The 21,741-nt window shown below is 64.6% G+C and carries 25 protein-coding genes; 16 read left to right on the plus strand and 9 right to left on the minus strand.

Features of this window, described 5'->3' with window-relative positions; all coding sequences use genetic code 11:
• Both AD72_RS35810 and AD72_RS20070 read left to right on the plus strand, forming a co-directional pair.
• On the plus strand, window positions 1-376 hold a 376-nt coding region (locus tag AD72_RS35810; RefSeq protein WP_156365281.1), incomplete at its 5' end, for an HNH endonuclease signature motif containing protein.
• On the plus strand, window positions 369-1,898 hold the full coding sequence (locus AD72_RS20070; RefSeq protein WP_082469049.1) for a recombinase family protein: 1,530 nt from the start codon (window positions 369-371) through the stop codon (window positions 1,896-1,898). The genes AD72_RS35810 and AD72_RS20070, both read left to right, overlap by 8 nt.
• A 449-nt stretch (window positions 1,899-2,347) precedes the next feature.
• Here the strand turns inward: AD72_RS20070 and AD72_RS20075 are convergent, their stop codons facing one another.
• Genes AD72_RS20075 through AD72_RS20090 form a run of 4 tightly spaced genes read right to left on the minus strand, consistent with a single transcriptional unit; the run spans window position 2,348 to window position 6,097 of the window.
• Window positions 2,348-4,759 (minus strand): FtsK/SpoIIIE domain-containing protein, encoded by a 2,412-nt coding sequence (locus AD72_RS20075; RefSeq protein ID WP_082469050.1) that lies wholly within the window; start codon window positions 4,757-4,759, stop codon window positions 2,348-2,350.
• The gene (locus AD72_RS20080; RefSeq protein ID WP_031468073.1) at window positions 4,756-5,409 is read right to left on the minus strand and encodes a hypothetical protein; all 654 of its coding nucleotides are present in this window, start codon (window positions 5,407-5,409) and stop codon (window positions 4,756-4,758) included. The genes AD72_RS20075 and AD72_RS20080 overlap by 4 nt, the downstream gene beginning before the upstream one ends.
• A complete protein-coding gene (locus tag AD72_RS20085; RefSeq protein WP_031468074.1) occupies window positions 5,406-5,750 on the minus strand; it encodes a hypothetical protein in 345 nt (114 codons plus the stop codon). Before AD72_RS20085 ends, AD72_RS20080 begins: the two co-directional genes overlap by 4 nt.
• The gene (locus AD72_RS20090) at window positions 5,750-6,097 is read right to left on the minus strand and encodes a WhiB family transcriptional regulator (RefSeq protein WP_051898810.1); all 348 of its coding nucleotides are present in this window, start codon (window positions 6,095-6,097) and stop codon (window positions 5,750-5,752) included. The genes AD72_RS20085 and AD72_RS20090 overlap by 1 nt, the downstream gene beginning before the upstream one ends.
• A gap of 354 nt (window positions 6,098-6,451) precedes the next feature.
• Here AD72_RS20090 and AD72_RS20095 point away from each other — a divergent pair, with 354 nt between their 5' ends.
• The 4 genes from AD72_RS20095 to AD72_RS35820 all read left to right on the plus strand — a co-directional run bounded on the left by AD72_RS20095 (window position 6,452) and on the right by AD72_RS35820 (window position 10,095).
• Window positions 6,452-6,835 carry a helix-turn-helix domain-containing protein gene (locus AD72_RS20095; protein WP_031468076.1) on the plus strand — a complete coding sequence of 128 codons (384 nt, stop codon included), beginning with the start codon at window positions 6,452-6,454 and terminating at the stop codon, window positions 6,833-6,835.
• A 131-nt stretch (window positions 6,836-6,966) separates the two neighbouring features.
• Entirely contained in the window at window positions 6,967-8,517 is a 1,551-nt protein-coding gene (locus tag AD72_RS20100; protein ID WP_031468077.1) for a hypothetical protein, read from the plus strand.
• Window positions 8,511-8,879, plus strand: coding sequence for a hypothetical protein (locus AD72_RS20105; protein ID WP_031468078.1), 369 nt, complete (start codon window positions 8,511-8,513; stop codon window positions 8,877-8,879). Before AD72_RS20100 ends, AD72_RS20105 begins: the two co-directional genes overlap by 7 nt.
• Window positions 8,880-9,366: 487 nt before the next feature.
• Window positions 9,367-10,095, plus strand: coding sequence for an SDH family Clp fold serine proteinase (locus tag AD72_RS35820; RefSeq protein WP_231644906.1), 729 nt, complete (start codon window positions 9,367-9,369; stop codon window positions 10,093-10,095).
• A gap of 43 nt (window positions 10,096-10,138) precedes the next feature.
• Here the strand turns inward: AD72_RS35820 and AD72_RS36690 are convergent, their stop codons facing one another.
• Entirely contained in the window at window positions 10,139-10,825 is a 687-nt protein-coding gene (locus tag AD72_RS36690; protein ID WP_156365282.1) for a hypothetical protein, read from the minus strand.
• Window positions 10,826-11,046: 221 nt separating this feature from the next.
• Between AD72_RS36690 and AD72_RS36695 the strand changes: the two genes are divergently transcribed.
• On the plus strand, window positions 11,047-11,253 hold the full coding sequence (locus AD72_RS36695; protein WP_156365283.1) for a hypothetical protein: 207 nt from the start codon (window positions 11,047-11,049) through the stop codon (window positions 11,251-11,253).
• On the opposite strand, the gene AD72_RS20110 is transcribed toward AD72_RS36695, so the two are convergent.
• Complete coding sequence (locus AD72_RS20110; RefSeq protein WP_231644907.1) at window positions 11,231-12,763, minus strand: helix-turn-helix transcriptional regulator; 1,533 nt, start codon at window positions 12,761-12,763, stop codon at window positions 11,231-11,233. The genes AD72_RS36695 and AD72_RS20110 overlap by 23 nt on opposite strands.
• Window positions 12,764-13,017: 254 nt before the next feature.
• Here AD72_RS20110 and AD72_RS20115 point away from each other — a divergent pair, with 254 nt between their 5' ends.
• The 3 genes from AD72_RS20115 to AD72_RS20125 are packed head-to-tail and all read left to right on the plus strand — an operon-like array spanning window position 13,018 to window position 13,802.
• A complete protein-coding gene (locus tag AD72_RS20115) occupies window positions 13,018-13,287 on the plus strand; it encodes a hypothetical protein (RefSeq protein ID WP_051898811.1) in 270 nt (89 codons plus the stop codon).
• 1 nt (window position 13,288) lies between these two features.
• Window positions 13,289-13,528 (plus strand): hypothetical protein, encoded by a 240-nt coding sequence (locus tag AD72_RS20120; RefSeq protein WP_031468081.1) that lies wholly within the window; start codon window positions 13,289-13,291, stop codon window positions 13,526-13,528.
• Window positions 13,515-13,802, plus strand: a complete 288-nt coding sequence (locus AD72_RS20125) for a ClpX C4-type zinc finger protein (RefSeq protein ID WP_031468082.1) — start codon at window positions 13,515-13,517, stop codon at window positions 13,800-13,802. Before AD72_RS20120 ends, AD72_RS20125 begins: the two co-directional genes overlap by 14 nt.
• Here the strand turns inward: AD72_RS20125 and AD72_RS20130 are convergent, their stop codons facing one another.
• Window positions 13,803-14,171, minus strand: coding sequence for a hypothetical protein (locus AD72_RS20130; protein ID WP_156365284.1), 369 nt, complete (start codon window positions 14,169-14,171; stop codon window positions 13,803-13,805). It lies immediately after the preceding gene.
• Between the two features lie 212 nt (window positions 14,172-14,383).
• Here AD72_RS20130 and AD72_RS36700 point away from each other — a divergent pair, with 212 nt between their 5' ends.
• A complete protein-coding gene (locus tag AD72_RS36700; protein ID WP_156365285.1) occupies window positions 14,384-14,935 on the plus strand; it encodes a hypothetical protein in 552 nt (183 codons plus the stop codon).
• Window positions 14,932-15,531: a DUF3558 family protein gene (locus tag AD72_RS35825; protein ID WP_082469052.1), complete on the plus strand. Its 600-nt coding sequence runs from the start codon at window positions 14,932-14,934 to the stop codon at window positions 15,529-15,531. Before AD72_RS36700 ends, AD72_RS35825 begins: the two co-directional genes overlap by 4 nt.
• Here AD72_RS35825 and AD72_RS36705 read toward each other — a convergent pair.
• Complete coding sequence (locus AD72_RS36705; protein WP_156365286.1) at window positions 15,504-15,830, minus strand: hypothetical protein; 327 nt, start codon at window positions 15,828-15,830, stop codon at window positions 15,504-15,506. The genes AD72_RS35825 and AD72_RS36705 overlap by 28 nt on opposite strands.
• Before the next feature lie 24 nt (window positions 15,831-15,854).
• On the opposite strand from AD72_RS36705, the gene AD72_RS20140 reads away from it, so the two are divergent.
• The 4 genes from AD72_RS20140 (at window position 15,855) to AD72_RS20155 (ending at window position 20,254) form a co-directional block, all read left to right on the plus strand.
• Window positions 15,855-16,910 carry a hypothetical protein gene (locus AD72_RS20140; protein WP_156365287.1) on the plus strand — a complete coding sequence of 352 codons (1,056 nt, stop codon included), beginning with the start codon at window positions 15,855-15,857 and terminating at the stop codon, window positions 16,908-16,910.
• A 7-nt stretch (window positions 16,911-16,917) separates the two neighbouring features.
• Window positions 16,918-17,697 (plus strand): ESX secretion-associated protein EspG, encoded by a 780-nt coding sequence (locus AD72_RS20145; protein WP_031468086.1) that lies wholly within the window; start codon window positions 16,918-16,920, stop codon window positions 17,695-17,697.
• Window positions 17,698-17,861: 164 nt separating this feature from the next.
• Entirely contained in the window at window positions 17,862-18,569 is a 708-nt protein-coding gene (locus tag AD72_RS36710; RefSeq protein WP_156365288.1) for a VOC family protein, read from the plus strand.
• A gap of 233 nt (window positions 18,570-18,802) precedes the next feature.
• Window positions 18,803-20,254 carry an amidase gene (locus tag AD72_RS20155; RefSeq protein WP_031468088.1) on the plus strand — a complete coding sequence of 484 codons (1,452 nt, stop codon included), beginning with the start codon at window positions 18,803-18,805 and terminating at the stop codon, window positions 20,252-20,254.
• Here AD72_RS20155 and AD72_RS20160 read toward each other — a convergent pair.
• Entirely contained in the window at window positions 20,251-21,672 is a 1,422-nt protein-coding gene (locus AD72_RS20160; protein WP_031468089.1) for a PucR family transcriptional regulator, read from the minus strand. The two genes, AD72_RS20155 and AD72_RS20160, sit on opposite strands and share 4 nt — an antisense overlap.
• Between the last annotated feature and the right edge of the window lie 69 nt (window positions 21,673-21,741).

The raw sequence follows: 21,741 nt of genomic DNA on the forward strand, positions 1-21,741 counted from the left end.
CATGGTCACCATGACCGAACAAGCCCTGCGCGACGGTATCGGCCAGGCCACCACCATGGACGGCAGCACCATCCCCGCCACCCAACTACGCAGAATCGCCTGCGACGCGGGAATCATCCCAACAGTCCTCGGATCAGACGGCGAAGTACTGGACATGGGCTGCCGGGACCGCACCGCACCACCCAAACTCCGCCGCAGACTCATCGCCCGCGACCAAGGGTGTGCCCACCCCGACTGCGATCACCAGCCAGCACTCACCCAAGCCCACCACATTCAGCACCACGCCAACGGCGGACTCACCACCGAAGAAAACATGGTGCTCCTGTGCGCCCACCACCATTGGAGGGTTGATTTAGTAACATCTGGGTATGGGTAAAGGCGCGAAGTCCCAGGATAGCCCGGTGCTGGACGTGTATGCGCGGTTGAGTTTCGCCGAGGGCGGGGACACGATCAACGTTGATGATCAAGTCGAGTGGTGCACCGAGGAGGTACACGAGCGCGGCGGCTCGGTGGGTGAGGTGTTTAAGGACAACTCGCTGTCGGCGTGGGATCCGAAGGTGGTGCGCCCGGACTGGAATCGGTTGATGACCCGTCTGGAGGCTGGGGAATCCGATGGCGTGATGGTCCTGGACTTGACGCGTTTTTCCCGCAAGGTGATGGAAGGCGAACGGCTCATCGACCTCGCGGCGCGCGGTGTCCTGGTGTGGTCACTCTCGGGTGTCTATGACTTGACTACCGCTGATGGGCGGCGGCATTTCCGTGAGGCCATGGTCGCTGCGGCTGGGGAGTCGGACAAGATCAGCGAACGCGTCAAGCGCGGCCACCTACGCGGAGCACGACGCGGACGCCGCCCCGGTGGTCTGCGCGGCTACGGAATACCGGGAATGGCCCCCGTGCCCGAGGGGTGGGAGCCCGGAGACCCCCGCGAGTGGGTCCCCGATGAACAGGTGGAAGCCGAGCGGGAAGTTATTCGTGAGTGCTACCGGCGTTTGCTGGCCGGGGAGACCGTGTCCGCAGTGGTGCAGGACTTGAACGAGCGCGGTCTACGTACCTTGAAAGGCTACCGGTGGCAGCGAACCACTTTGGTGAACACGTTGCGTCGCCCGGTGGTCGCGGGGTTGCGCGCGCACAACGGCGAGATCATTGGTGAGCAAAAAGACGTGACCCCGATTGTGTCCCGGCAGGAGTGGGAACGACTCTGCGCGATCTTCGAGGCACGACGACGGGGACGCCCGGCCGGGCGGGTGCACCTGTTGGCCGGACTGGTGCGGTGTGCCGGGTGTGGTCTACCGATGGTGGGCATGTATCGACGTGCGCTTCCCCCATACCCGGATGGCACGAAGAAATACGAGTACAGGTGTCTGCGGGTCGTGGATCGACCGGATGCCTGCGGACAGTGCTACATCGACGGCAAGATCGCCGACGAAGCCGTTGCCGATGCGACCAAGGCACGCCTTGCCGATCCGCAGCGCGCCGAACAGGTCGCCAAACGGGTCGCGCGCACCTCGAAGAAGCGGGAGAAACTGAACGCAGAAATGCAGCGGTTGAACGAGGACGCAGACAGCCTCTCGCAGAAGACCGCTAAGTGGGGCACCGAGCGGGTCGACAAGGCGATGACACCCATCCTGGCGCGGATAGACGAGATCAAGACAGAGCTGGCCGAATTGGACGACCAGAACGAGAGCGGCGGCACGGCCACCGGCGACGTTATCGCCGAGTGGGACCGTGCCGCCGAACAGGGCGACCTGGACGCCATGCGTTCCATGGTGCGCCGCGCTTTCCCGCGTCTGGCCCTGCATCCGCAGAAACAGGCCCGAGACCACTCTGTTAATCGGTTCGATTGGGACGGGAAGACTCTTCGCGCCGCCTCTTCTCCTCGCGGCGGGCGCGGGCGTTGACAATGATGTCGCACCATCCCTGAATCTCCTCCTCGGTCGGTGCCGGTAAGGCTTGCACCGATTCACGTATCCATTTCCGCTGCTGCTCGGTCAACGGCTGCCCCGGTACCGGATTCAACTCCATCCGGTACGTATAGCCTGGACCGTCGTCGCGCCGGGGACTGGCTGGTATCACCTCCCCTCGCGAACCACTCGGAAGCGGGGACGGTGACCGACGACTGCCCGACCGCGCTATAGTGGGCTGCGCACCGCGCGCGGGGGTCCCTGGTCGGGACCCCGACACCGCGTGCTCGGCCACATCGTCGGCCGAACCGTCCGAGTCCGTGTCAGCCGAGTCGTTCGCGTTGTCGGTGTCCAGGGTGCTTGCGTCTCCGGTGTCGTGGTAGTCATGGTTTCCTCGCTTTTCGCATCGTTTGCTGGTCTTGTGGGTGCCGGTTGGGGTGGTGCGTCTAGGGGCCATCAGCGCCCCCAAGACGGTCGTTGTTTTCGGCGGGGAGGGAGGCACCGGGTGGTGGTGTCGAACCCCATTTTTGGGGGGTTTCCGGTGTTCCGCGGTTGGTGCTTCCCCGCCTCCCCGCTGGCTGTTTTGCCTGGTCAGTTTGGGGAGGATGGTGCGGGGAGGTGGCGGGGAAAACTCCCCGCTTCCCCGGTGATTCCCCGGCTTCCTCCCCGCCTTTTGCCCTGTCTGGTTGGGTGTTGGTTTCGGTGTGGTGGGCGCGGTCGGCGAGGGCTCGGGTCACGTCGGTAGCGACCACGTGCATCTGTCCGCCGTGTAGCTTGCGGGGACGCTGCCCGTGTTCGAGTAGCGCGGCGCGCAGGTCCCGCGCGGTCCATGACTCGTACTCGTCCGGGTTGTGCGCGGACAGCCGAGAGAGCACGACCTGAGTCCGTACCTGGGCCTCGCCGTCGAGCACGTGCGCGATATCGGCCAGGTGATCAACCCGCGCCGTCTCGTCCTCGTGTGCCTCGGGTGCGGTGATCAGCTCGCGGCCCGCCTCGGTGATCAACCCGAGAGCGCGCGCAACCACCGGGGTGACGAGGTCGGTGCCGTCCTCGAACGGCACATAGAACGTCCGGACGAGTTCCCACGGGGCGTCGGTGACCCCGACCGCGACGCAGGTGCCCCGATCGGCTTTCATGCGCAGCTCGGTAGCCCGAATACCCGCCCGATACCGCCCGGCACCGAGGAGGCCGTCGTTGGCGATGTGATCCGACACCGCGAACGCCACCCCACACGACACGTTCCGCGTGACCTCTTTCGGAATACTGTCCTTTGTGGGCGACTGCGTCGCGAGAATCAGGATGATGCCGTACTTGCGGCCCCGCTTGATCAACCGCACCGCCAGTTCTTCGGCCTGCTTCCCATACTTGCGGTGCTGGAACAGTTCGTGACACTCATCAATCGCGAGAATCAGCGGATGCAACCCGAGACTCTTACGGTCAGCGAGTTTGCGCGACACTTTCGGTGGCTGCCCCGGTTGTGCCGACAGGGTTTGCCCGCGTCGCTCCATCTCGTCCAGTAGTGCGGCTAGCGCGGTCACCGCGTCGGCGGCAACCTGATCGTCCATGCCCATCCTGTATTGCGATAACCGGGGTGCCAGGGGTGCGAAGTCGGGGCTTTCTCCCATCACGAACACCCGCAACTCCACCGTGGGATCAAGGCAGGCACCCAACAACAAGGTGCGCATCGCTGAGGTTTTGCCCTGTCCAGGGCGGCCACCGATCAGATAGTTGGACTCCAAAAGCGGTGCGTTGATGATCAGGCCGCGCTGAGTCAGTCCAAACGGGACACCCTCGAACACATCCACCGCGCCGTCCCACAACAGCGGCCAGTCGCCCGCGCCGCCGCCGAGTTTGCCTTTGTCGGCGATCCAGAGATCCAAGACGCCGTCTTCGTCGGCCTTGGTCGGCCACGTCTCCAACGACGCCCGCCCCAAATTCGCGGCCAGGGTTGATCGCCGGTCGGCGACCATGTCGGCCGTGGCACCGAGCGGCAGCCGCACCCGGGCGAAGGTTCCGTCTCCATCCATACGCGGCGGGGTCAGGTATACGAGTTCGCCACCGTTTTTGAAGAACGCGTTCAGCGGGGCCACACCCAGATGTGCGAGTGCGCGGGAGATCATGCGTTCGTCCACCCACGAGTCCGCGTCGTCTCGGTCTGGTTGGGTCAGCCATCCCGCACCGGGTGTGCGGTCGCGTCCTTCCCAGATCGCGGCGACGGCCCAGCCGATCGGGCCGAGGATCACCAGATAGCGGGCCATGGTCGCCAGCACGGTGCCGAGGATGTCGCGGATGTCGTAGATGGTGGCGAGCCAGGCGGGCATGTCGGCCCGGTCCACGATCTTGTTCAACAGTGCGAGAACCACGAGCAGCGTCACACCGGCAGCGGTGCTGATCACGGTGCGCCGTAGGACGATGCCGAGTTTCGCCCAGCGTGCACGGGCGTCCGCTCGAATCGTCTCCTGTGCCTCGCGGCGTGCTTCGGGATCACCGGAGAGCCGTGCGGCTCGGGCGTCGGCGCGCAGATCGGCATGCGTGACCCACGTCCAGGCTTTCCTGATCCACCGGCCGTGACCGCGCAGCAGGAACCACACCAGCCGCGCCACATCGACCGGTGCTTTTCGGAGCCGGTAGCCGAGTACCGAGCGCACGCGCGCGTATCGGTCGGACTCGCGCACTCGCCCGATGATGCGCGCCGTGCACTCGATCGGCACCCGAGACCACCCCGCCACCCGCGCCCGCGCGACAACCTGGTCAGGTTCGTGCTGTCCGGTGACCAGTTCGCCGTCGAACACCTTCACTTCCAGCTCGGTGCCCTCGTGGCTGTTCGGGCTGTTCTGGTTGTGCTCGTGGGGGTTCATGAACGCACCCCCTTCGCAGTGGTGGTGGCGCGCTCCCGCAGCTCGGCGGCCAGCCGTGAGGACAGACCGCGCGAGCATCCGGTCACTTCCCGCACCCAGGCCGGGGTCACTTCGACTTCCGGTGTCCAGGCGGCTTCGGCGACGGCGAGGTAGTCGGCGAAGCTACGTCGCGAACGCCTGCCGTTCACGACCGGCACGGCGTTCACCGCCTCGACCACCCGTGGTTCTTCGCTGGTGGCGGCTTCGGTGAGCTTGTCGCGCAACACCGTGACCGCTTCGGCGGCGACGAACACCACCAGCGGTGGGACCGAGTGCAGCACCACCCGCGCCGCACTCCCGGACGCATAGGCGGCCCAGGTGTTCATGACATACGTCGCGGCGAGCGTGAACCACTTCGCCACCCGAACCCAGCCGCCCATCCCGATCCGATAGCGCGCGGTGGTCTGCTCAGCACGCAGCACGGCCAGCAGCACCAGCGACACCATCGGATCGAGCAGCCACGCCGCGAACCAACCCAGCGACCACAGTGCAGCACCGTTCGCGGCGAACTGCTGCACGTTGGTCATCGTGAACGCCAAACCGAGCCCAATACCTGCCCAGCACAGCCGATCCACTTGCCGCCGAACCTGCTCCACACGCTCGCTGCTCATCGGCGACCACCACCCCGACGACCACGGGAGCCAGACGCGCCGTCGACAGTGGTCACGGTCAACGCCCGCGCCAACACCAACCCCGCCAACAGGTCAGGAATACCCAGCGCGCCAACCAAGAGATAGGTGTTCGCCGAGTACGCGATCAACACCCACTGGACCCCGCCGAACACGGCCCCGGCAAGCGCGACCCGGCCCGACAAGGTGGCCAGCTTCGCGCTCTCCCGCGCCGCCGTAGCGATCCGTTTCGCGCGGCGGACACTGGAGCGCCACACCAACACCACCACGACCAGCACACCGAGCCCGACCAGGATCTCCAGCGGAGACAGACTGATCACCATCACCGATCACCGCCCCACTGCTCCGCGCGGCGTGCCCGCCAGATCGGATACAGGTCCCGCCGATCCTCATCCGGCAACGCACCGAACACACCCACCTGGTAGGGGCCTGACCAGCGCAATTCCAGCTCAAGACAGGCCGTCTGGAACTGGCATCCCGAACACACCCGCTCGGCAAGGTTCCGATCAGTCACCGCCTCGCCGGTCAACACGGGCGGCTCGGGCTCGGTCATCGCGACCATGCACGCACCCTCAGCCCCCACCACCTCAGCGAGCTTGTCCGTTTCCACCTCCGCGAACCGGTCCAACCGATCCGCGATACTGCGCAACCTGTCCTGGTGCTCCATCATCGACCACCCCCACTCAGCACGCGGGTGATCTCGTGAGCGGGGATGACCAGGCGCGAACGCCGTCGCACAGTTCGAATGGAACCGCATCGCACCGCGTGGCACGTGGTGTTGATATCGATCCCGAGCAGCCATGCGGCTTGGCGAATCGTGTAAGTCCGAGAACTTGAAGAAGACATAGGAGTGCCCATGGAAGAATTCCTTTGAACAAGAAGAGCTTATTTCAAGACTATAATGTTTATTTCAGCGCTAATTGCGCGAGAGGTGTCCCGTGTGGCGCAAAACGCGGCCCTATTGGCGACACATTTCAAGCATTTCCCGCTAATCTCGGCGCGTAGGCGGAGCACGGAGGGATGCGTGTCGGAAGACTGGGCGGCGGTCGCGCGGGCCATAAGAGCGCGCGTTGACGAGCTGGGGTGGCGGCAGCGCGAGCTCGCCGAGCGCTCCCGCGTCTCGCAGGCGACGGTGCGCGAGATCCAGCACCACACGGTTGAGCGTCACCGCAGCGACCGGACCCTGGAGTCGCTGTCGGCTGCTCTCGGGTGGCATCCGCGGCACTTGCTTGCCGTGCTGCGCAACGAGAATCCTCCGGCCGTTGACGATCCGGGCACCGATGAGGCAACGACGCTCTCGGCGAGGTTGGATGCGATGCAGATCCAGCTCGACCAGGTTGTCGAACGGCTCGACAGCCTCCAGTCCGACGTTTCGACTGTGGTCAAACGCGTGAGGGCCGATGACTAGCGGCGCGGCCCGGCCGGTTCGGTTGACGTTTTCCATGCCATTGATTCAACCGAGAATCTTCGGCGGTTCCGATGCGGAACTAGTGCGGATCAGCGCGGAAATCGGGGTTGGCTTGGAAACCGGCGGCGCTCGTGAATAGCGAGAAGTGGACGGCCCGTACAGCGACGCAGCTGCAAGAAGCGCTGAAGCTGAGCAATAGCAGGTTCGCCGAACACCTCAAGGTCGGTCTGCGCACGGTCAACGATTGGCACAAGAAGCCCCATATAGTGCCCAATTCGAAAATCCAGGAAGCCCTGGACAACGCGCTCGAAGATGCCAAGCCCAGCGTTCGGGATGCGTTCACCAAGTCCACCGGGCAGACAGGGCCGGCAGGTGGTGCCGGCGCGACCGGGACAGGTCGCGCGCTCGATGCCGAGCTGGCGGATGTTCTGGAATGGCTCGACCGGGCGGTGCGCTGGCCGACCGGAACCGCGCGCGCTCGGGTCGCCGTGCGTCTGGCCGAGATCGATCCCCAAGCCCTTACCTACCGGGGACGACACCGCGCGCGAGTCGAACAGTCGGCGCTGGCATGGGCGCTGGCTCGCTTCTACGGCAACCCGCCGAACGGTTACGGTCGCTATGGCGCATGGTGCGGCGAACACCAAGCCGTGACATCCATTCTGACCAGCGCTCCATGGCTCGACCTTGCCGCGCCACTGCTCGGCGCGGCCGACCGGTTTGCCGCGTCGACCGGCTCCGGTCCGGACCTCATCATGGACGAGGCAGCCGCCGAACAAGCGGTAACACGGTTGGCCGGAGTGCTCGCCACCGATGTGCAACTGGTTGACATGCCGCTCTACCGGCTCGACCAGCACAACGTCCAACCGGGCACTCTGGCGGGCCGGTTCGGCATAGACCGGTTCGGGCACTACGCACTGACCATGGACCTTCTCGAAGCCGAGATCGTGGACGCGATCGCGGAAGGGCGCCGTACACAGCCCGGCTCGCTCCCTCTTCGAGACCGCTATCTACCCGAGCTCGCGAACGTGCTCGACACGACCAATCGGCTCTGCGTGGGCGGTGCCCTGGCCCTGTGCGCCATCGCACGCCCCGCGACACTGCTTCGACCGGCAGCCGACTACGTACTACTCATCCAGGAACGCTCGGGCCGAGTCCTCAACGCCGCACGCCGCCTCGCAGTGATCCCGAAAGGCTTTCACCAGCCCCTGACCGATTACCGTTCCGATGCTCGTCTCGGTGCGACCCTGCTACGCGAGATGGAAGAAGAACTATTCGGCCGCGATGACATCGACAACACCGTCACGCAGGACCGGCATGCCGATCCCATGCATCCCTCGCGGCTGTCTGAACCCATGCGTTGGCTCACCGAGTCCAGCGCGGTGCGACTCGAATGCACCGGGTTCGGGTACAACCTGATCAGCGGCAACTACGAGTTCCCCGGATTGATCATCATCGATGACGAGGACTTCTGGAACCGATACGGCGGCCAGCTCGAAGCGAACTGGGAAGCATCCGGGCTCCGGCAGGTCTCCACTCTCGACCGCGACCACCTCACCGACCTGGCCAGTGATATAGCGTGGAGCAACGAAGGACTCTTCGCCTACCTGCAAGGCCTGCGCAGACTCGCGCAAATCGGCGGTGAACGAGTCGACATACCGGCGATCGAATGGGAGCTATGGTGACCGGTGCCAACTGGCACAGCGGCAACGCCGCGAAGGATGGGCAGGATACGCGCGGCTGGATTCTCGGCCACTTCATCGACCCGGCCGAAGGCGTTCGCCACTCCACAGACGTAGAGGTCAAGTGGTTCAACCACCCTGCGGGCGACAAGCGCGCCGAGTGGACCACCGACGACCAGCGCACCACCCTCCTCCTGCTCATCTCCGGCCACTTCCGCCTCGACCTCACCACCCAAAGCGTCACCCTCACCGAACAAGGCGACTACGTACTGTGGGGACCGGGCATCGACCACTCCTGGGAAGCCCTCGAAGACACCACCATCATGACGGTCCGATGGCCATCCGGTGAACGCAGCCCAGCGTGAAGGCTCACTAAGCTCACCTGTCGATTGAGGCATCTGGCTCGGGGGCCCCGAGCCAGATGCTTCTTCACTTGGCTACAGATAGCTATCGGCGCTGCGACGTCTGAGCGTGTGAGTTGCGGCATATCTGCCTCGCCCCGAAACTGTCAGAGAGGCGCTTCATAATAAGCACAGAGCATCATGCACGAGGAGGTGAAAGCATGACAGGAGCGTCCGAGCAGGAGGATCAGCCAGCGCTCCCGATGCCTGGATCGGGGAGCAAGGACGACTGGGAACACAAACGAAAGGTAGCGATCGCAGCATGGGAGATGGGGAAGGCAAAGACGCAGCCGCACCCACGCCGTTCGACCCCCGAGTCGAAGAAGGGGAACCGTCGATAGTCAAGGGCTTCAGGTATACGCCACTGTTTGAAGCACAACACGAGGATCGTTACCAACGTCGAAGCCTAATCCGGCAGTACGAAGATGTTCACCACTGTCGTCTAGTGGTGATGATCGACGAGATCACCCTGGAGAGCGTGACCTACTTTGCGGAGTTGCTGCACGACGTTGAAGAGTCACAAGACCTACATCTCATGTTGTGTTCACCTGGCGGTGACGGAGAAACTGCAGTTCGGTTAGGCCGTATGGCGCAAGCTGCGTGCCGCGATTTCACCGTAGTCGTTCCTGAAGACGCCAAGAGCGCAGCCACGATCATGGCCCTGGCTGCCCATCGAATCGTGATGGGACCAAGCTCGGATTTGGGCCCGATCGACCCTCAGGTATCGGTACGGGGGAGAGGATTTGTAGGCGCTAAGGATCTTGTTCAGGCTGTGGAGGAGGCACTGGATGACGTGTCACGACGATCCGACACCTATCCCCTTCATGCCGCGCTGCTAGGCGGCATTGACTCGACTGCCGTCCAGTACGCGCGGTCCGCGCTTGCACGTACTGGGGAGATGGCCCGACAAGCGATCGAAGGCAACCCAGACCGTACACCGGAGCAAGTGAACGAGTTAGTTGAGCAGATCAAAAGTCTTCTCATTGACGGCCCCCGTTCTCATACCGCTGTCATTGGAGCAGCCGAAGCAGAGCGCTGTGGTCTTCCTGTCCAGTCTTTGCTTCCACATGACCCATATTGGCGACAGATTTGGGCTATCTGGACACGTTACTTTGCGCTGGGGCCGGTTCGAGTATATGAGAGTGGCCTGGCCTCCCAGGTACATCGCCTCAAAGAATGACTTACGGCACTTTTCTCTCCCGGTGCATGGGGGCTCAAATAGTTCAATGGACGGCGAGCGCGGTGCCAAGGACTTGAGCTAATAAGCGAATGAACGCCTCGTCTTGATCGGCTAGGTCCCCTTTCTCAGGTGCATCCACGGTGAGCATTCCACTCGCTGCCTCACCTGATGAAACTGCGCAGGCTATGTAGGTCTGATATGGACGCGCGTCTCTATGAGCAAGCGCATCGAGGCTCGGAACCGCAGGCTGAAACTCCGAGCTCAGTTGGTCGATGATATTCGCGAACACGTGTGACCCATCGTCGGTAGTTTCATCGAAGACAGTGACGGGACCGCGATCACGACCAGAGTAAATACCATGACAGATGAGACGACGAGGGGGGCCATGCTCCAATTCGAAGTAGCACGCACGAGTTCGTTCCTGCCCCAAATGCCTTGCAGCGAGGTCGACCACCGCTTGCGTAAGCCGGTTTTGCGCCGCTTTGCGATCGGACGCTCGCTTCGCGCTGATTACTCGGTCGAGGAGTTCACTTAATGGCAGCAGTACGTCGTGCAGACCTGTTCGGTACCGTGCTACCTGTTCGTCCGCGACCTGCATGGCTGCCTGCCGATGGATCGTTTCCTTCCTTGCTGTCCGGGCCGGGAACACTAAGGCCAGCACGGTTGCGAGGGCTCCTATACCGAGCAGCGTCCAGTGTGCCCAGCCCGGAAGCCGCTCACTGAGCTCCACTTGAACCACATAAGCCGCAGCAGCAAAACCGCCCGCGACTAGCGGTCCCACCCACCAACGCAGGAGATACAGTCCGCGAAACACAAGCACTGACCGTACTGGATAGGTCCCGACGCGCATCCGACATACGGAGTATCCGGCGAGTCAAATAGGTGAGTGACCGAGAGGCTTGATGGGCCTACACTGGTTAAGAGCACGAGTCGGGGAGATGGGTGAGGCACATGACCGAGCGTTACCAACTACACAAGGTTCCCAGCGCCGACCCAGATGTTGCGAAAGCCGTGGATGAACTGCTCGATGACCCAGATGCTTACTTCTCGGAGCGTCGTACCTCACGTATGCGCGAGGCACACGAAGAAGTAGAAGCTGCCGTGGTGCGCCACATGGCGAGCAAACACCGCCGTTTTACGAAGCGCCGTGCGGATTGAGCTCAGGTTCGGCAGCAGCCGTGTTCTCCGATTGGCCGCTGGTACGGATACCAAGCTCGTTGTCAACTGGCGATCGGCGTGATCTTGGCGTCTCGCGCACACAGGTTCTGTTTCTGCCACTGAGATGTTGAACGCCTTGCAGCAGGGCGAAAAGCCCTTCGTTGCTCCATGACTCGTCCGCGACCAGCTCGGCGAGGGCGGCGCGGTTACAGGTCGAATGGAGCTGGAGGCCGTCGGCTTCCCAGTTGGCTTCGATGGCCCCGCCGTATCGGGTCCAGAACGTCGGATCGTCAACCACGGCGAGGGTGGCGAACTCATAGTTGCCGCTGACGAGGTTGATGCCGACGCCTGTGTGTTCGATGCGCAGGGCGTCATGTTCGGTCAGCCACCGCATGGGGGCGGAGAGGCGGGACGGGTGCATGGGGTCGGCCGCGCGGGTTTCGCCGAGTGTGTTGTCCACGTCGGTGCGTGCGAACAGTTCTTCTTCGAGCTCGCGGCGTACCGTCTCTTCGATCGCGACGTCTGCCCGCGGATCGGTCATCGGCTGATGGAAACCTTTCGGGACCACCGCAAGCTTTCCGGTCGCGTTGAGCACACGTCCGGAACGCTTCTGGACAACAAGGGCATAGTCGGGCTCGGGGCGGCGCGCATCGGCGGGGCGGGCGAACGCGCACAAGGTGGCCACACCGCCTGCGCACAGACGCCCGGGCAGATCGAACACACTTGCCAGGTCTGGTAGCCAACGGTCGCGTAGTGGCATCTTTCCGTTGCGTGCCAGGGAATCCGCGAGCTCAGCCTCAAGCAGATCACTGGTAACGGCGTATTCAGCGAAGCGGGCGGGGCCGAACACCGCTTCATCCTCGATCCCGAGTAGGCGGTAGATCTGTGCATCGGTGAACCGGATGTCGAGCACAAGCCCCTCGGCCAGCCGTTCAACGGCCGCGCGTGCCGCCGTGCCATCCAGCGAGACACGGCGAGCATCGCCTGTCGCCTCGTACTGCGCCGTGGTTGGCGCTCCATTGAGCCATTCCGGTCGCGTCGCGATCGTGGTCACGATATTCTTTCCACCGAAACTGGCCCGGTAGAGCGCGTCGGCACCATAGTACTCGGCGAGTATCCGCACCACGGCCTCGCGACTGGTTCCCGTTCGATGTGCGCTGCGTTCGTACACCGTGGTCACGTCCAGCCGCGACCATCGATCCGCGACCTTTCCCCGCGCCGTACCAGCTTTCCACCCAGTTTGGGTATCGATCCACGCGCACACCGACGCCACGCCGGACAGTGGTCCCTCATCACGACGTGGCGCAGCAAGCAAGTCTTGTAACCGCTCGTGCGAGACCCCGAGCGAGTGAGCGAGTTTCGGCCACAGGTACGCCACTGGCGTGGTTTCCCCCGCCTCCCACCGGATCACCGTCGAACGGTCGATGTGCAGCATTCCGGCAAGGCTTTCCTGGGTATGCCCAGCGGCCTTGCGGGCCGTGGCGAACGCGCGCCGATGTGCGACAGCCATTACTAGACGGTACCAGGTTTCCCCAGTTCAAACCCTTTAGTGCGACATTTCTGCCGGGAAATTTCGACCTTTTCGCCCTGGGCTGACCATTGCCGGACAGGTCCAATGGACCTCGACACCCCGGTACCGGAGCGGCGACCGCTTGATTCACGGTGACCGGGGACCCGCAAGCCCCCGGCGGGAACGGGATGTGTCCACGTCCCTACCCTCCCCGTTCCCGCTGGGTTCCACCCCTTGGCAAGGAAACCTCTGTGATGAATCCGTATGACACCTATGTCATGTTTGTTCGCCTGCGGCAAGGCGTTGTCGGTGAACGTGAACGTGTCGTGCACGTCGTCCCGGCCCCCGACGCGGCCATACCCGAAAGCGACACCCTCACGGCCTATTGCGGTGCAGAGCTCGCCCGCGCGGATGTCGACTACCTGGACAGCGCGAACAAGAGTTTCCCGTGTTTCGCGTGCCTGGTCGCCGTGCCGCTGCCGGTCGCGCCGAACCTCCCGCCGCCACCACCGGCTGGAGTCTGACATGACCGGACGCCACACACTCCATGGCGGACGACACCGGCCACGGACCGGCGCGGCCACGGTGCGCGCGATCACCAGCCGCGCGCCGATCAAGGGGGACTGGTTCGACCCCGCCGTGCGCGAAGCCGTGAACCGTGCCGCACGCGCGCAAGGTGTCTGCGAACCGTTCCGGCTCCGCCGTCACGAACGAGACTCCGAACAAACCGCCCCGCAACCGGACAGCACCTATGTCGCCCGATGATCAGCACCCCGAGTTCGGGCCGGAACACGCGGACAGCACCCGGTACAACCCCGAACGACTACCCGAGTCCGTGCGCAAGATCTACAAGCGCTTCCGCGCCCCGTGCTCATTCTGCGGCACCTACGCCGAATACCGGCACCTGATGATCTCGGCAGGCGATCACGAGACCTACATGTGCGACCAGTGCGTCACCGAAGCCGCACACCTGATCGCCGGGCATCACGCGGCACCACAGGGCACAGTGATTGAGCTCGGACGCGGGGAAACCCGCTGATCACTGGTCCGGCTGTGGTTTGTCGTCACGCTGCGGGTCGGTGAACGTGTAGCGCACATCGGGCCGGTAGTAGCGCTGCGCAGATTCCTGAAGTTCGCGGCTGCGGGAGAACTCGCCACGCCGTGTGGCGCGGGCGGCTTCGGCCATCAACGCCATGCTCGTCGTGTGATCCGTACACGCCTGACTGCCATCCGAGGCGGCAAGGTGACTATCGGCCATCGAATCGAACAATTCGGCCAAATCGGCATTCAGGGCTTGGGACTGGCGCGCCAGGTCCATGATTTCGTGCCGTTGCTCGGGCGGGAGGTTCTTCACGAACTCGGGCACGCCCTGCTCATCGAACTGCCAATCCTCGGCAGAGTCAGCCACGTCAGACACCCTCTCCCCGGAATCGTGGGTGCCGCGACAATACCGAGATTCGGCAGGTCAGCGCCATACTCACTCATCGCGGTTAGACCATGTGAGTGATGCTCGCCTGGCTGGGAACCGGGTGTCGGTGGAGTTGCGTCATACCGCGCACATGGTGGCGTCGCACGGCTACGATGGGCTGCGGGTTCGACATGACGTGAAGGGGAGCGCCGATGAGTACACCAGGGCCGGGGCAAGACCAACCCGAGGGGCTGCCACTGCCCGGTACGCCAGGGGCGACACCGCTGACCCCGTTCGGCGAGCAGATAGAGGCGATCCAGCACGGCACGCTGCCCAGCGGCACGGCAGGGTTCGACCCGAACAACCCCGGCACCCCCGAAGAGCAGTACAAGCGCGCTGCCTACCTGCACAACGCGGGCCTACCACCCGACCCGGTAGCGCCACCGGGACCCAACGACGGGTACATGTACTCACCGAGTCAGATGCAGGGCTACATCACTCGGGCCGAAGCCGTCGCCGAACGAATCAAGCGCCTCGCTCAGAATCTTGAGTACGCGCAGGGCCTTGCGAAGCCAGCAGCTCCCGACCCGAAAAGCCGGGAGTATAACAAAGCTTGGAAGGACTCTTTGCAAGTCGTCATCGATGAAATGGGCGGAGGAGCACAGTTTGCCGATGACTGGGTGGACAGCATGAAGAAAGCGAAGGCCGATTACGAGCGTAACGAACACGAGAACGCGCGGAACTTCAAAAGGGACGAAGCGTGAAGCGGGCACCTATCGCAATCGCCGGTAGCGCGATCGCCGCACTGGTCATTGCCGGTTGCGGAAGCACCTTCCCGGACGCGACCCCACCGCCAGCCTCGACAAGCAGCGCGCCTAAAGATTACGGAGCCCCGCGCGTACAGACTCCCTTGACCGTTGATCGATATCGCATGAACCCATGCGGAATGGTCCCGACAGGCGCTCTTTCTTCCCTAGGGTTCACAAAGCCAGGCCAGCCAGCCGACCAGGTCAAAGGCGCCGACGGGAAGAACGTTCGAATGTGCAACTGGAACTCCGGCAGAAAAGCGCTCGGCATTGGTCTTCTGGGGCAGGGACTGAAGGCTCAGTATCAGAACAAGGCGTTGATTCCGGAGACGTTCAAGAAGTTCGAGCCAACCACCATTAATGGGTATCCGGCCTTGCATTTTGAAGGTGGCAAGGAATCACAGAATGGCGTCTATAACCTTGACCTGGGTCTGAGTGACAATCAAATGGCTCTGATTCAGGCGAATGATACTTCTAGCCTGGAAAACGCGAAGAAAATCGCGGAAACGGTGGCAAAGGCGGTTGTTCAACAGGCGAAGAGTGGGGGGAGGTAGTCGTGGCGGGTGCGGATGGGCAGCAGATCTACCAGTGGCTGGTAGAGCAGAAACTCGGGTCTGAGTCGTGGCTGAACAGCAAAGACGCGGTGTTTGCCGCTGTCCGCGAGTTCCACGCGATCAAGGACGAGGTACACAAGCTCGCCGCCGAAGTCGAGTCCGGCTTTCAGGGTAAGGCCGGTTCGGCGGCCTCGCGGGGTTTGGGGCCGTTGGCGGTGGTATTCGAAACGGCAGCCCCGAAAGTCGAGCACGCCCAAGACCTGACGCGCGCTCAGGCCCAGACCTTCGATGAGGTCCACCCACGTATCAAACCCGTCCCTCCCATGCCCGCCGCGCCTACCGGTTTGGGAAATCTCGCGCTCGCGGGCGATGCCGCGTTCGGGGGTGGGCTGATTCCGGGTAGTGCCGTCTCGAACTACAACGAGGCGATCAAGGCATCGGCGGATGCCGGGGCCAACAACGTGCACCACTACACGAACCTGGCGAACGCGACGGACTACAACACGTCGAACCTGCCGAAACAGTACGGCCCGCAGCAGGCCGAGGGCGGGAAAATCGGGGTCGGGGACCCGCAACTGAAATCCACAGGCGGACACCCGGTCACGGTGCGGCCCCCGTCCACAGGCGGTGGCGGTAGTGGCTCGGGCTCGGTGGCGTCCGCGTCGGGATCGGGTGGACAGTCCGCGCGCGTCAGCCCCACCCCGCATGTCGGCGGTACCGGGGGCGGGAGCGCGCCGCCTGGTGGACACGCTTCTCCCGACAATCAGGGAGCGGTCGCACAGCCTCCCTCGGTGGGTGCCGGTTCGGGGCCGTCGGCGGGCACGAACACCGCTGGGTATGCACCACCGGTCGAACCGGGATACACCGGCCCCGGTACAGGTACCGGGGCGGGGACGAGCCCGTACGCCGGAACCGGGACTGGTGCGGGTTATCAGGGCGGCTCGTATGGCGGTGGTGGCGGGTTCCTCGGTGGCTACGGCGGGGGCTACAACACCACCGGTTCCCCGCGCAGCGGCAGCGGTCCACGTGGTGCCGGGTTCGGGGAAGGCACCGGCCCGCGTAGCGGCAGCGGTTCCGGTCCTGGTGGGCGGGGTGCGGCCGGTAGCGGACCGAAGGGTGCGGGACCGCGTTCCGGGGCCGGTCTAACCGAAGAACCGAGCGCGTCGGGCAGTCGCGGCACGACCGGCGCGACCGGGCGTTCTGGGTCGAGTGGAATGCCGATGTCCGGTGCGGGGCGGGGTAAGCAGGAGGACAAGGAGCACCAGCGCAAGGACTTCCTGATCACGCGGGAGAACGGTAACGAGATTGTCGGGGAACTGCCCCCGACCATTGCGCCGGTGATCGGGGAAGACCCGAAACCACAGGAAAAGAAGGAATAGACCGATCGTGCTTCCCACAGGGGAACTACTGTGCGTCGGTGCTGACCTTGAACGCGCGGTCGCGCACTTCGGTGTCGGTGAACTGCCCCGCGTGCTACGCGGCACACCCGTATGGCGCGACACCGGGGAGGACCGCGCGGCGACGCGTGCCTCCCTGGAAACCCTGGACAAAGCCGGGCTACTCGAACCCAACGGGCGCCTTGACCGGGACGTGACAGTCACACTGGAGGCGCTGTGTCAGCCCGAGCTGGCCTATTTCGGGTGGTTCGCTGTCGGCGGCGAGCAGTGGAACGCGATAGCGGCCCGACGCGGCCCTGAGGCCGTGCTCGCCGCCTACGCAAAAGGCGGGATCTACATTCGCCAAATCAACCCCGACGGGCTGATCAAGGCACTGGACGCGGAACTACCGCTCGGAGAACCGGCCGAGTTCGCCCCCATCTGGTACCCACTCGACAAACCCGTGCCCGAACCCGCGATCGGGGACATTTTCGTGGACAACAACTACACCCGCACCGAAGACGACCTAGACCTCATCCACACCCTCGTCACCAGCCGCGACGGCGGCGGCGAAGTCTTCGTACAAACCCGCGACCGCAGCGGCCGTGTCCGCGAATCACCCACCGCCCTCGGTGTGGTCACCGGAAACCACGGCACCTGGCTCAACACCCTGCACACCAACCACCACGGCGACCGCTACCTATTCTGCCTCCCCGCCACCCCAGACGCGTTCGCTGAACAACTCGACGTACTCCACGAACAAGCCATCGTGACAATCCAGAACTCATGAGCTCGGCGCCGGAAGGACCAACAGCGCCATAACGCGTCCCTGCACCGCGCCTATTTCCTCTGAATCAACACAAGCGTATGTGCGTGACCTTGTTGACCTCGACCGTGGTCGAAGTCCTAGCTTCATAGGGTCAGCGACCGTACAGAATCTGGATGGTGTCAGCGATGGCAGGCATGAAGATTGACAAGGTCGAGCTCGCGGCCCCCGAAGTTCTACTTGAAGACCTCGAAACGTTCTATCGGACACAACTACACATTCCGGTCGTATACGATGATTCTCGGCTACGACTACAGATCGGCCACGGCACCATCATTTTCCACCCAGTCACCGCAGAGCGAGATCCATTCTATCACTTCGCTTTCCTCGTGCCTGGAAACCGATTCGCCGCAGCGTACTCATGGCTAGCCGATCGAGTCGAAATCCTTGCCGAAATTGACTCCCAGAATACGGTGATCGACTTCGCGTCATTGAACGCTCAGGCCTGCTACTTTCACGACCCCGCTGGCAACATTGTCGAGCTGATCGCACACCGTGGGATCGCCGAGTCAGCGACACCCGACGCTGCATTCTCCGCTGACGAACTCGTTGGCGTCTCGGAAATCGGACTGGTCACTCCCGACAAGCCCCAGGCCGCGCGTGCCCTCGATGAAACCCTTGGACTCACAGTCTGGCAAGGCGAGCTGCACCGCAGTGACAAGCTGGCATTTCTGGGACGACAAGCCCACACCCTGATCCTCGCCACCCCCGGCCGTGGATGGCTGCCAACCGGCCGACCCGCCGAAGCGCATCCCGTCCGGGTTGATGTGACCGGCGCACGCCCCGGTCACATCAACCTTGCCAACGCCCGATACCAGGTACGCGGCCTCACGTAGCGACCTCTGGTCAAGCAACACACAGCCTCTAGACTGCGCTGAACCGTTAGTGATAACAGACCAGCTCATGACTGTTGCTAATGTAATGCTTGACCACACTCTGATCCACAACACAGCGTGGAAGGTCCGAATCCACAACGGCAAACCAGAATTCACCCCACCCGAATACCGGCCGTTCCATTGCGGAAAACGGCATTTTGTGACCTCGGCGCAGGGCCGCTAGCGTCGCAGTCATGGAATGGAATTTCCGGTCGGCCGGTGAACTGGCGGCCGCGCTACGTGCCGGCGACGTGTCCTCGGCGGAATTGACCGAGGCGGCGATCGCCGGGATCGAACGGGATGACGGGGCGATCAACGCCATCTGTGTGCCCGACTTCGATCGCGCACGGACAGCTGCGCGAAACGCCGATCAGGCACGCGCCCGGGGCGAGGATCGGCCGCTGCTGGGTATTCCGGTGACGGTCAAGGAGTCCTACAACATGGTCGGAATGCCCACAACATGGGGCATGCCCCAGCATCGGGACTTCCAACCGGCCGAGGATGCGGTACAGGTGTCCCGGCTGAAAGCCGCGGGCGCGGTGGTGCTCGGCAAGACCAACGTTCCCCTGGGGCTGCAGGACATCCAGAGTTTCAACGAGATCTACGGCACCACCAACAATCCGTGGGACCCCGCTCGCACCTCGGGTGGTTCCTCCGGCGGATCTGCGGCCGCGCTCGCCTGCGGATTCGGCGCGCTGTCCATCGGCTCCGACCTCGCCGGTTCGCTACGCACCCCGGCACATTTCTGCGGTGTCCACGCGCACAAACCGACCGTCGGACTGGCCGCGATCCGCGGCATGAGCCCGCCACCCGGACCGGCCCTGCCGACCGAGGCCGACCTCGCCGTGGTCGGCCCGATGGCGCGCACCGCCGCTGACCTCGGTCTGCTGCTCGACGTGATGATCGGGCCGGACCCGTTGACTCTCGGCCTCGCCCATCAAGTGACACTGCCGCCCGCGCGCCACGAAACACTCGGTGACTTCCGGGTCCTGGTCCTCGAGGATCACCCGCTCCTCCCGACCGGGGCCGCGGTCCGGGCGGGAGTGAACCGGGTGGCCGACGCGCTCGCCGCCGAAGGTGCCCGCGTCGAACGGCACAGTCCGCTGCTTCCCGATCTGACCGAAGCCGCGTCGCTGTACATGCGGTTGCTGGTTTCCGGCTCCGTGGCACGCTTTCCCATCGAAGAGTACGAGCAGCTCCGCGATCGTGCAGCCGGACTGAGCGCGAACGACCACAGCCTCGATGCCACACGGCTGCGCGCGATGGTGTCGAGTCACCGCGATTGGCTCGAGGTGACCAACCGTCGCGAGATCCACCGCCACGGCTGGCGTCAGCTGTTCACCGAGTTCGATGCCGTGCTGTGCCCGATCACGCCGACCCCCGCGTTCCCGCACGACCACAATCCCGACCCCATGCAGCGTCGGCTCGACATCGACGGAGACGAGTACCCGTACTTCGACCAGCTCGTCTGGGCCGGACTGGCCACCATGCCCGGCCTTCCCGCGACGGCGATACCGACAGGGCGCTCCCCCGAAGGGCTGCCGGTGGGAGTGCAGCTCATCGGCCCGATGTTCGAAGACCGCAGCACACTGCGGCTGGCCGAACTGCTCGAACAGCGAATCGGCGCCCCGCCGACCGCGCGCTAGCCGTCCAGCTCGTCCCAGCCGAGCGCGAACCACAACTGCATACGCACCTCCGCATCCGCGAGATCGACACCGAGCAACCGCCGCACCCGTTCGATCCGGTGCCGCAGCGTGTTGCGATGCACGCCGAGCTGCGCCGCGGTGGCCTCCCAGTTGCCGTGATTGGCCAGCCAGACACGCAAGCTCGCCTCCAGATCGGTCCCGGCGAGCGGGCGCAACCAGTCCTCGGCGAAACGATGCGCCTGGTCCGGGGAAACGAGGCCACGCACACCTGCCGCCGCCATCTCCTCGGCGTGCACCGGCCTGCCCAGGGCGCGTGCCCTGCGCAGCAAGGCCCGGGTCCGCCGTGCCGCCTCGGCGAGCTGCCCGGCCCCGCTCGCCTCACTGGTCACGGCCAGCCACCCGCCCCGGTGCAGCGCGGCCAGTTCCGCGGCAGCCACATCGCGATCGAGCACCGCGAGGAATTCGCCCCCGTGCACAGCGCACAACGGGGTGTCGAGCTCGACCGGGCGCGGTTCGGGTGTGCTGGCCGCCCCGCGCACGATCCGGTACGGGCCATCGGTACCGAACAGGGCGGCGAGCTCGGCGGGCTCACCGAGCAGGGCCCGGGTGGCGAGCGCGGAAAGCTCGGCGAAGGTGTTCCGCGGCACGCTCGCCCCGAGCAGGGCCAGCGCCACCGCGATGATCGCACGATCGCTGTCGTCCGGTCGCCGCGCGAGGCCGACACCGAGCACCTCCCGGCTGCGTCCGCCCACCGGCTGAGCCAGTAGCCGGACGCCGTCCGCGGTCTCGGTCGCGGCGATGTCACTGGTCCCCGTCCGCTCGGCGAGGATGCGCAACTCCGCGGGAAGCGGATCGGGAAACCGGTGCCCGGCAAGGACCGCGCCATGCGCGTCGAGCAGCACCACCCAGCCGCCGAGCGCTTCGGCGAGCACGGCAAGCAGTGCCTCGCGGGGCCGGTCCCCGGTGAGCGCGGTGCTCAGCGCGCGCTGGGCTTCGGTGAGCCGGCGCCGCCCGGCCTCGGCCCGGTCCGCCTGCAGTTCGGCCACCGCGCGGCACACCGCGATGAACGGGGTCGAGCCCGGAACGAGCAGCAGCGCCAGCCCCTGCCGCGCACAGGCTCGCTCGAGTTCCTCCGGCACGGTATGGAACACCGGCTCGAGACCGAAACCGAGCGCACCGACCCCGGCCGCCACGAGACGCGCCACGTAGTCCCGCATGGGCCCGGCCTCGGGGACGAGATCCACCCCGGCGGTGAGCAGCAGTTCCCCGCCGAGCAGATAGGGCCGTGGATCGGGCAGCTCGCACGGATGCGCCCCGCGGATCGGCACATCCGCCGAAGCTGCCCGCACCTCCAGGTCGAGTTCGCGAACGGCGAGCAGCTCGCGCAACGAGACCTCGGCTTCGGCGAAACTGGTCATTGTGCCCAATGCTAACCCGCGAACGGGCCGGATCATCCCATTCCGCGCGGTCCCCGGCGGGCCTACCGT

It is taken from the genome of Sciscionella sediminilitoris (assembly GCF_000737195.2).
Lineage (GTDB): Bacteria > Actinomycetota > Actinomycetes > Mycobacteriales > Pseudonocardiaceae > Sciscionella > Sciscionella sediminilitoris.

What these genes read in the sequence shown, in the direction of transcription:
- AD72_RS20090 (WP_051898810.1), bottom strand. Translation starts at nt 6,097, where the DNA reads ATGATGGAGCACCAGGACAGGTTGCGCAGTATCGCGGATCGGTTGGAC.
- AD72_RS36700 (WP_156365285.1), top strand. Translation starts at nt 14,384, where the DNA reads ATGAGTACACCAGGGCCGGGGCAAGACCAACCCGAGGGGCTGCCACTG.
- AD72_RS35820 (WP_231644906.1), top strand. Translation starts at nt 9,367, where the DNA reads ATGATCGACGAGATCACCCTGGAGAGCGTGACCTACTTTGCGGAGTTG.
- AD72_RS20070 (WP_082469049.1), top strand. Translation starts at nt 369, where the DNA reads ATGGGTAAAGGCGCGAAGTCCCAGGATAGCCCGGTGCTGGACGTGTAT.
- AD72_RS20125 (WP_031468082.1), top strand. Translation starts at nt 13,515, where the DNA reads ATGTCGCCCGATGATCAGCACCCCGAGTTCGGGCCGGAACACGCGGAC.
- AD72_RS20115 (WP_051898811.1), top strand. Translation starts at nt 13,018, where the DNA reads ATGAATCCGTATGACACCTATGTCATGTTTGTTCGCCTGCGGCAAGGC.
- AD72_RS20105 (WP_031468078.1), top strand. Translation starts at nt 8,511, where the DNA reads ATGGTGACCGGTGCCAACTGGCACAGCGGCAACGCCGCGAAGGATGGG.
- AD72_RS20140 (WP_156365287.1), top strand. Translation starts at nt 15,855, where the DNA reads ATGCCCGCCGCGCCTACCGGTTTGGGAAATCTCGCGCTCGCGGGCGAT.
- AD72_RS36695 (WP_156365283.1), top strand. Translation starts at nt 11,047, where the DNA reads ATGACCGAGCGTTACCAACTACACAAGGTTCCCAGCGCCGACCCAGAT.
- AD72_RS20080 (WP_031468073.1), bottom strand. Translation starts at nt 5,409, where the DNA reads ATGAGCAGCGAGCGTGTGGAGCAGGTTCGGCGGCAAGTGGATCGGCTG.
- AD72_RS20075 (WP_082469050.1), bottom strand. Translation starts at nt 4,759, where the DNA reads ATGAACCCCCACGAGCACAACCAGAACAGCCCGAACAGCCACGAGGGC.
- AD72_RS20085 (WP_031468074.1), bottom strand. Translation starts at nt 5,750, where the DNA reads ATGGTGATCAGTCTGTCTCCGCTGGAGATCCTGGTCGGGCTCGGTGTG.
- AD72_RS20160 (WP_031468089.1), bottom strand. Translation starts at nt 21,672, where the DNA reads ATGACCAGTTTCGCCGAAGCCGAGGTCTCGTTGCGCGAGCTGCTCGCC.
- AD72_RS20110 (WP_231644907.1), bottom strand. Translation starts at nt 12,763, where the DNA reads ATGGCTGTCGCACATCGGCGCGCGTTCGCCACGGCCCGCAAGGCCGCT.
- AD72_RS20120 (WP_031468081.1), top strand. Translation starts at nt 13,289, where the DNA reads ATGACCGGACGCCACACACTCCATGGCGGACGACACCGGCCACGGACC.
- AD72_RS20155 (WP_031468088.1), top strand. Translation starts at nt 18,803, where the DNA reads ATGGAATGGAATTTCCGGTCGGCCGGTGAACTGGCGGCCGCGCTACGT.
- AD72_RS36710 (WP_156365288.1), top strand. Translation starts at nt 17,862, where the DNA reads ATGGCAGGCATGAAGATTGACAAGGTCGAGCTCGCGGCCCCCGAAGTT.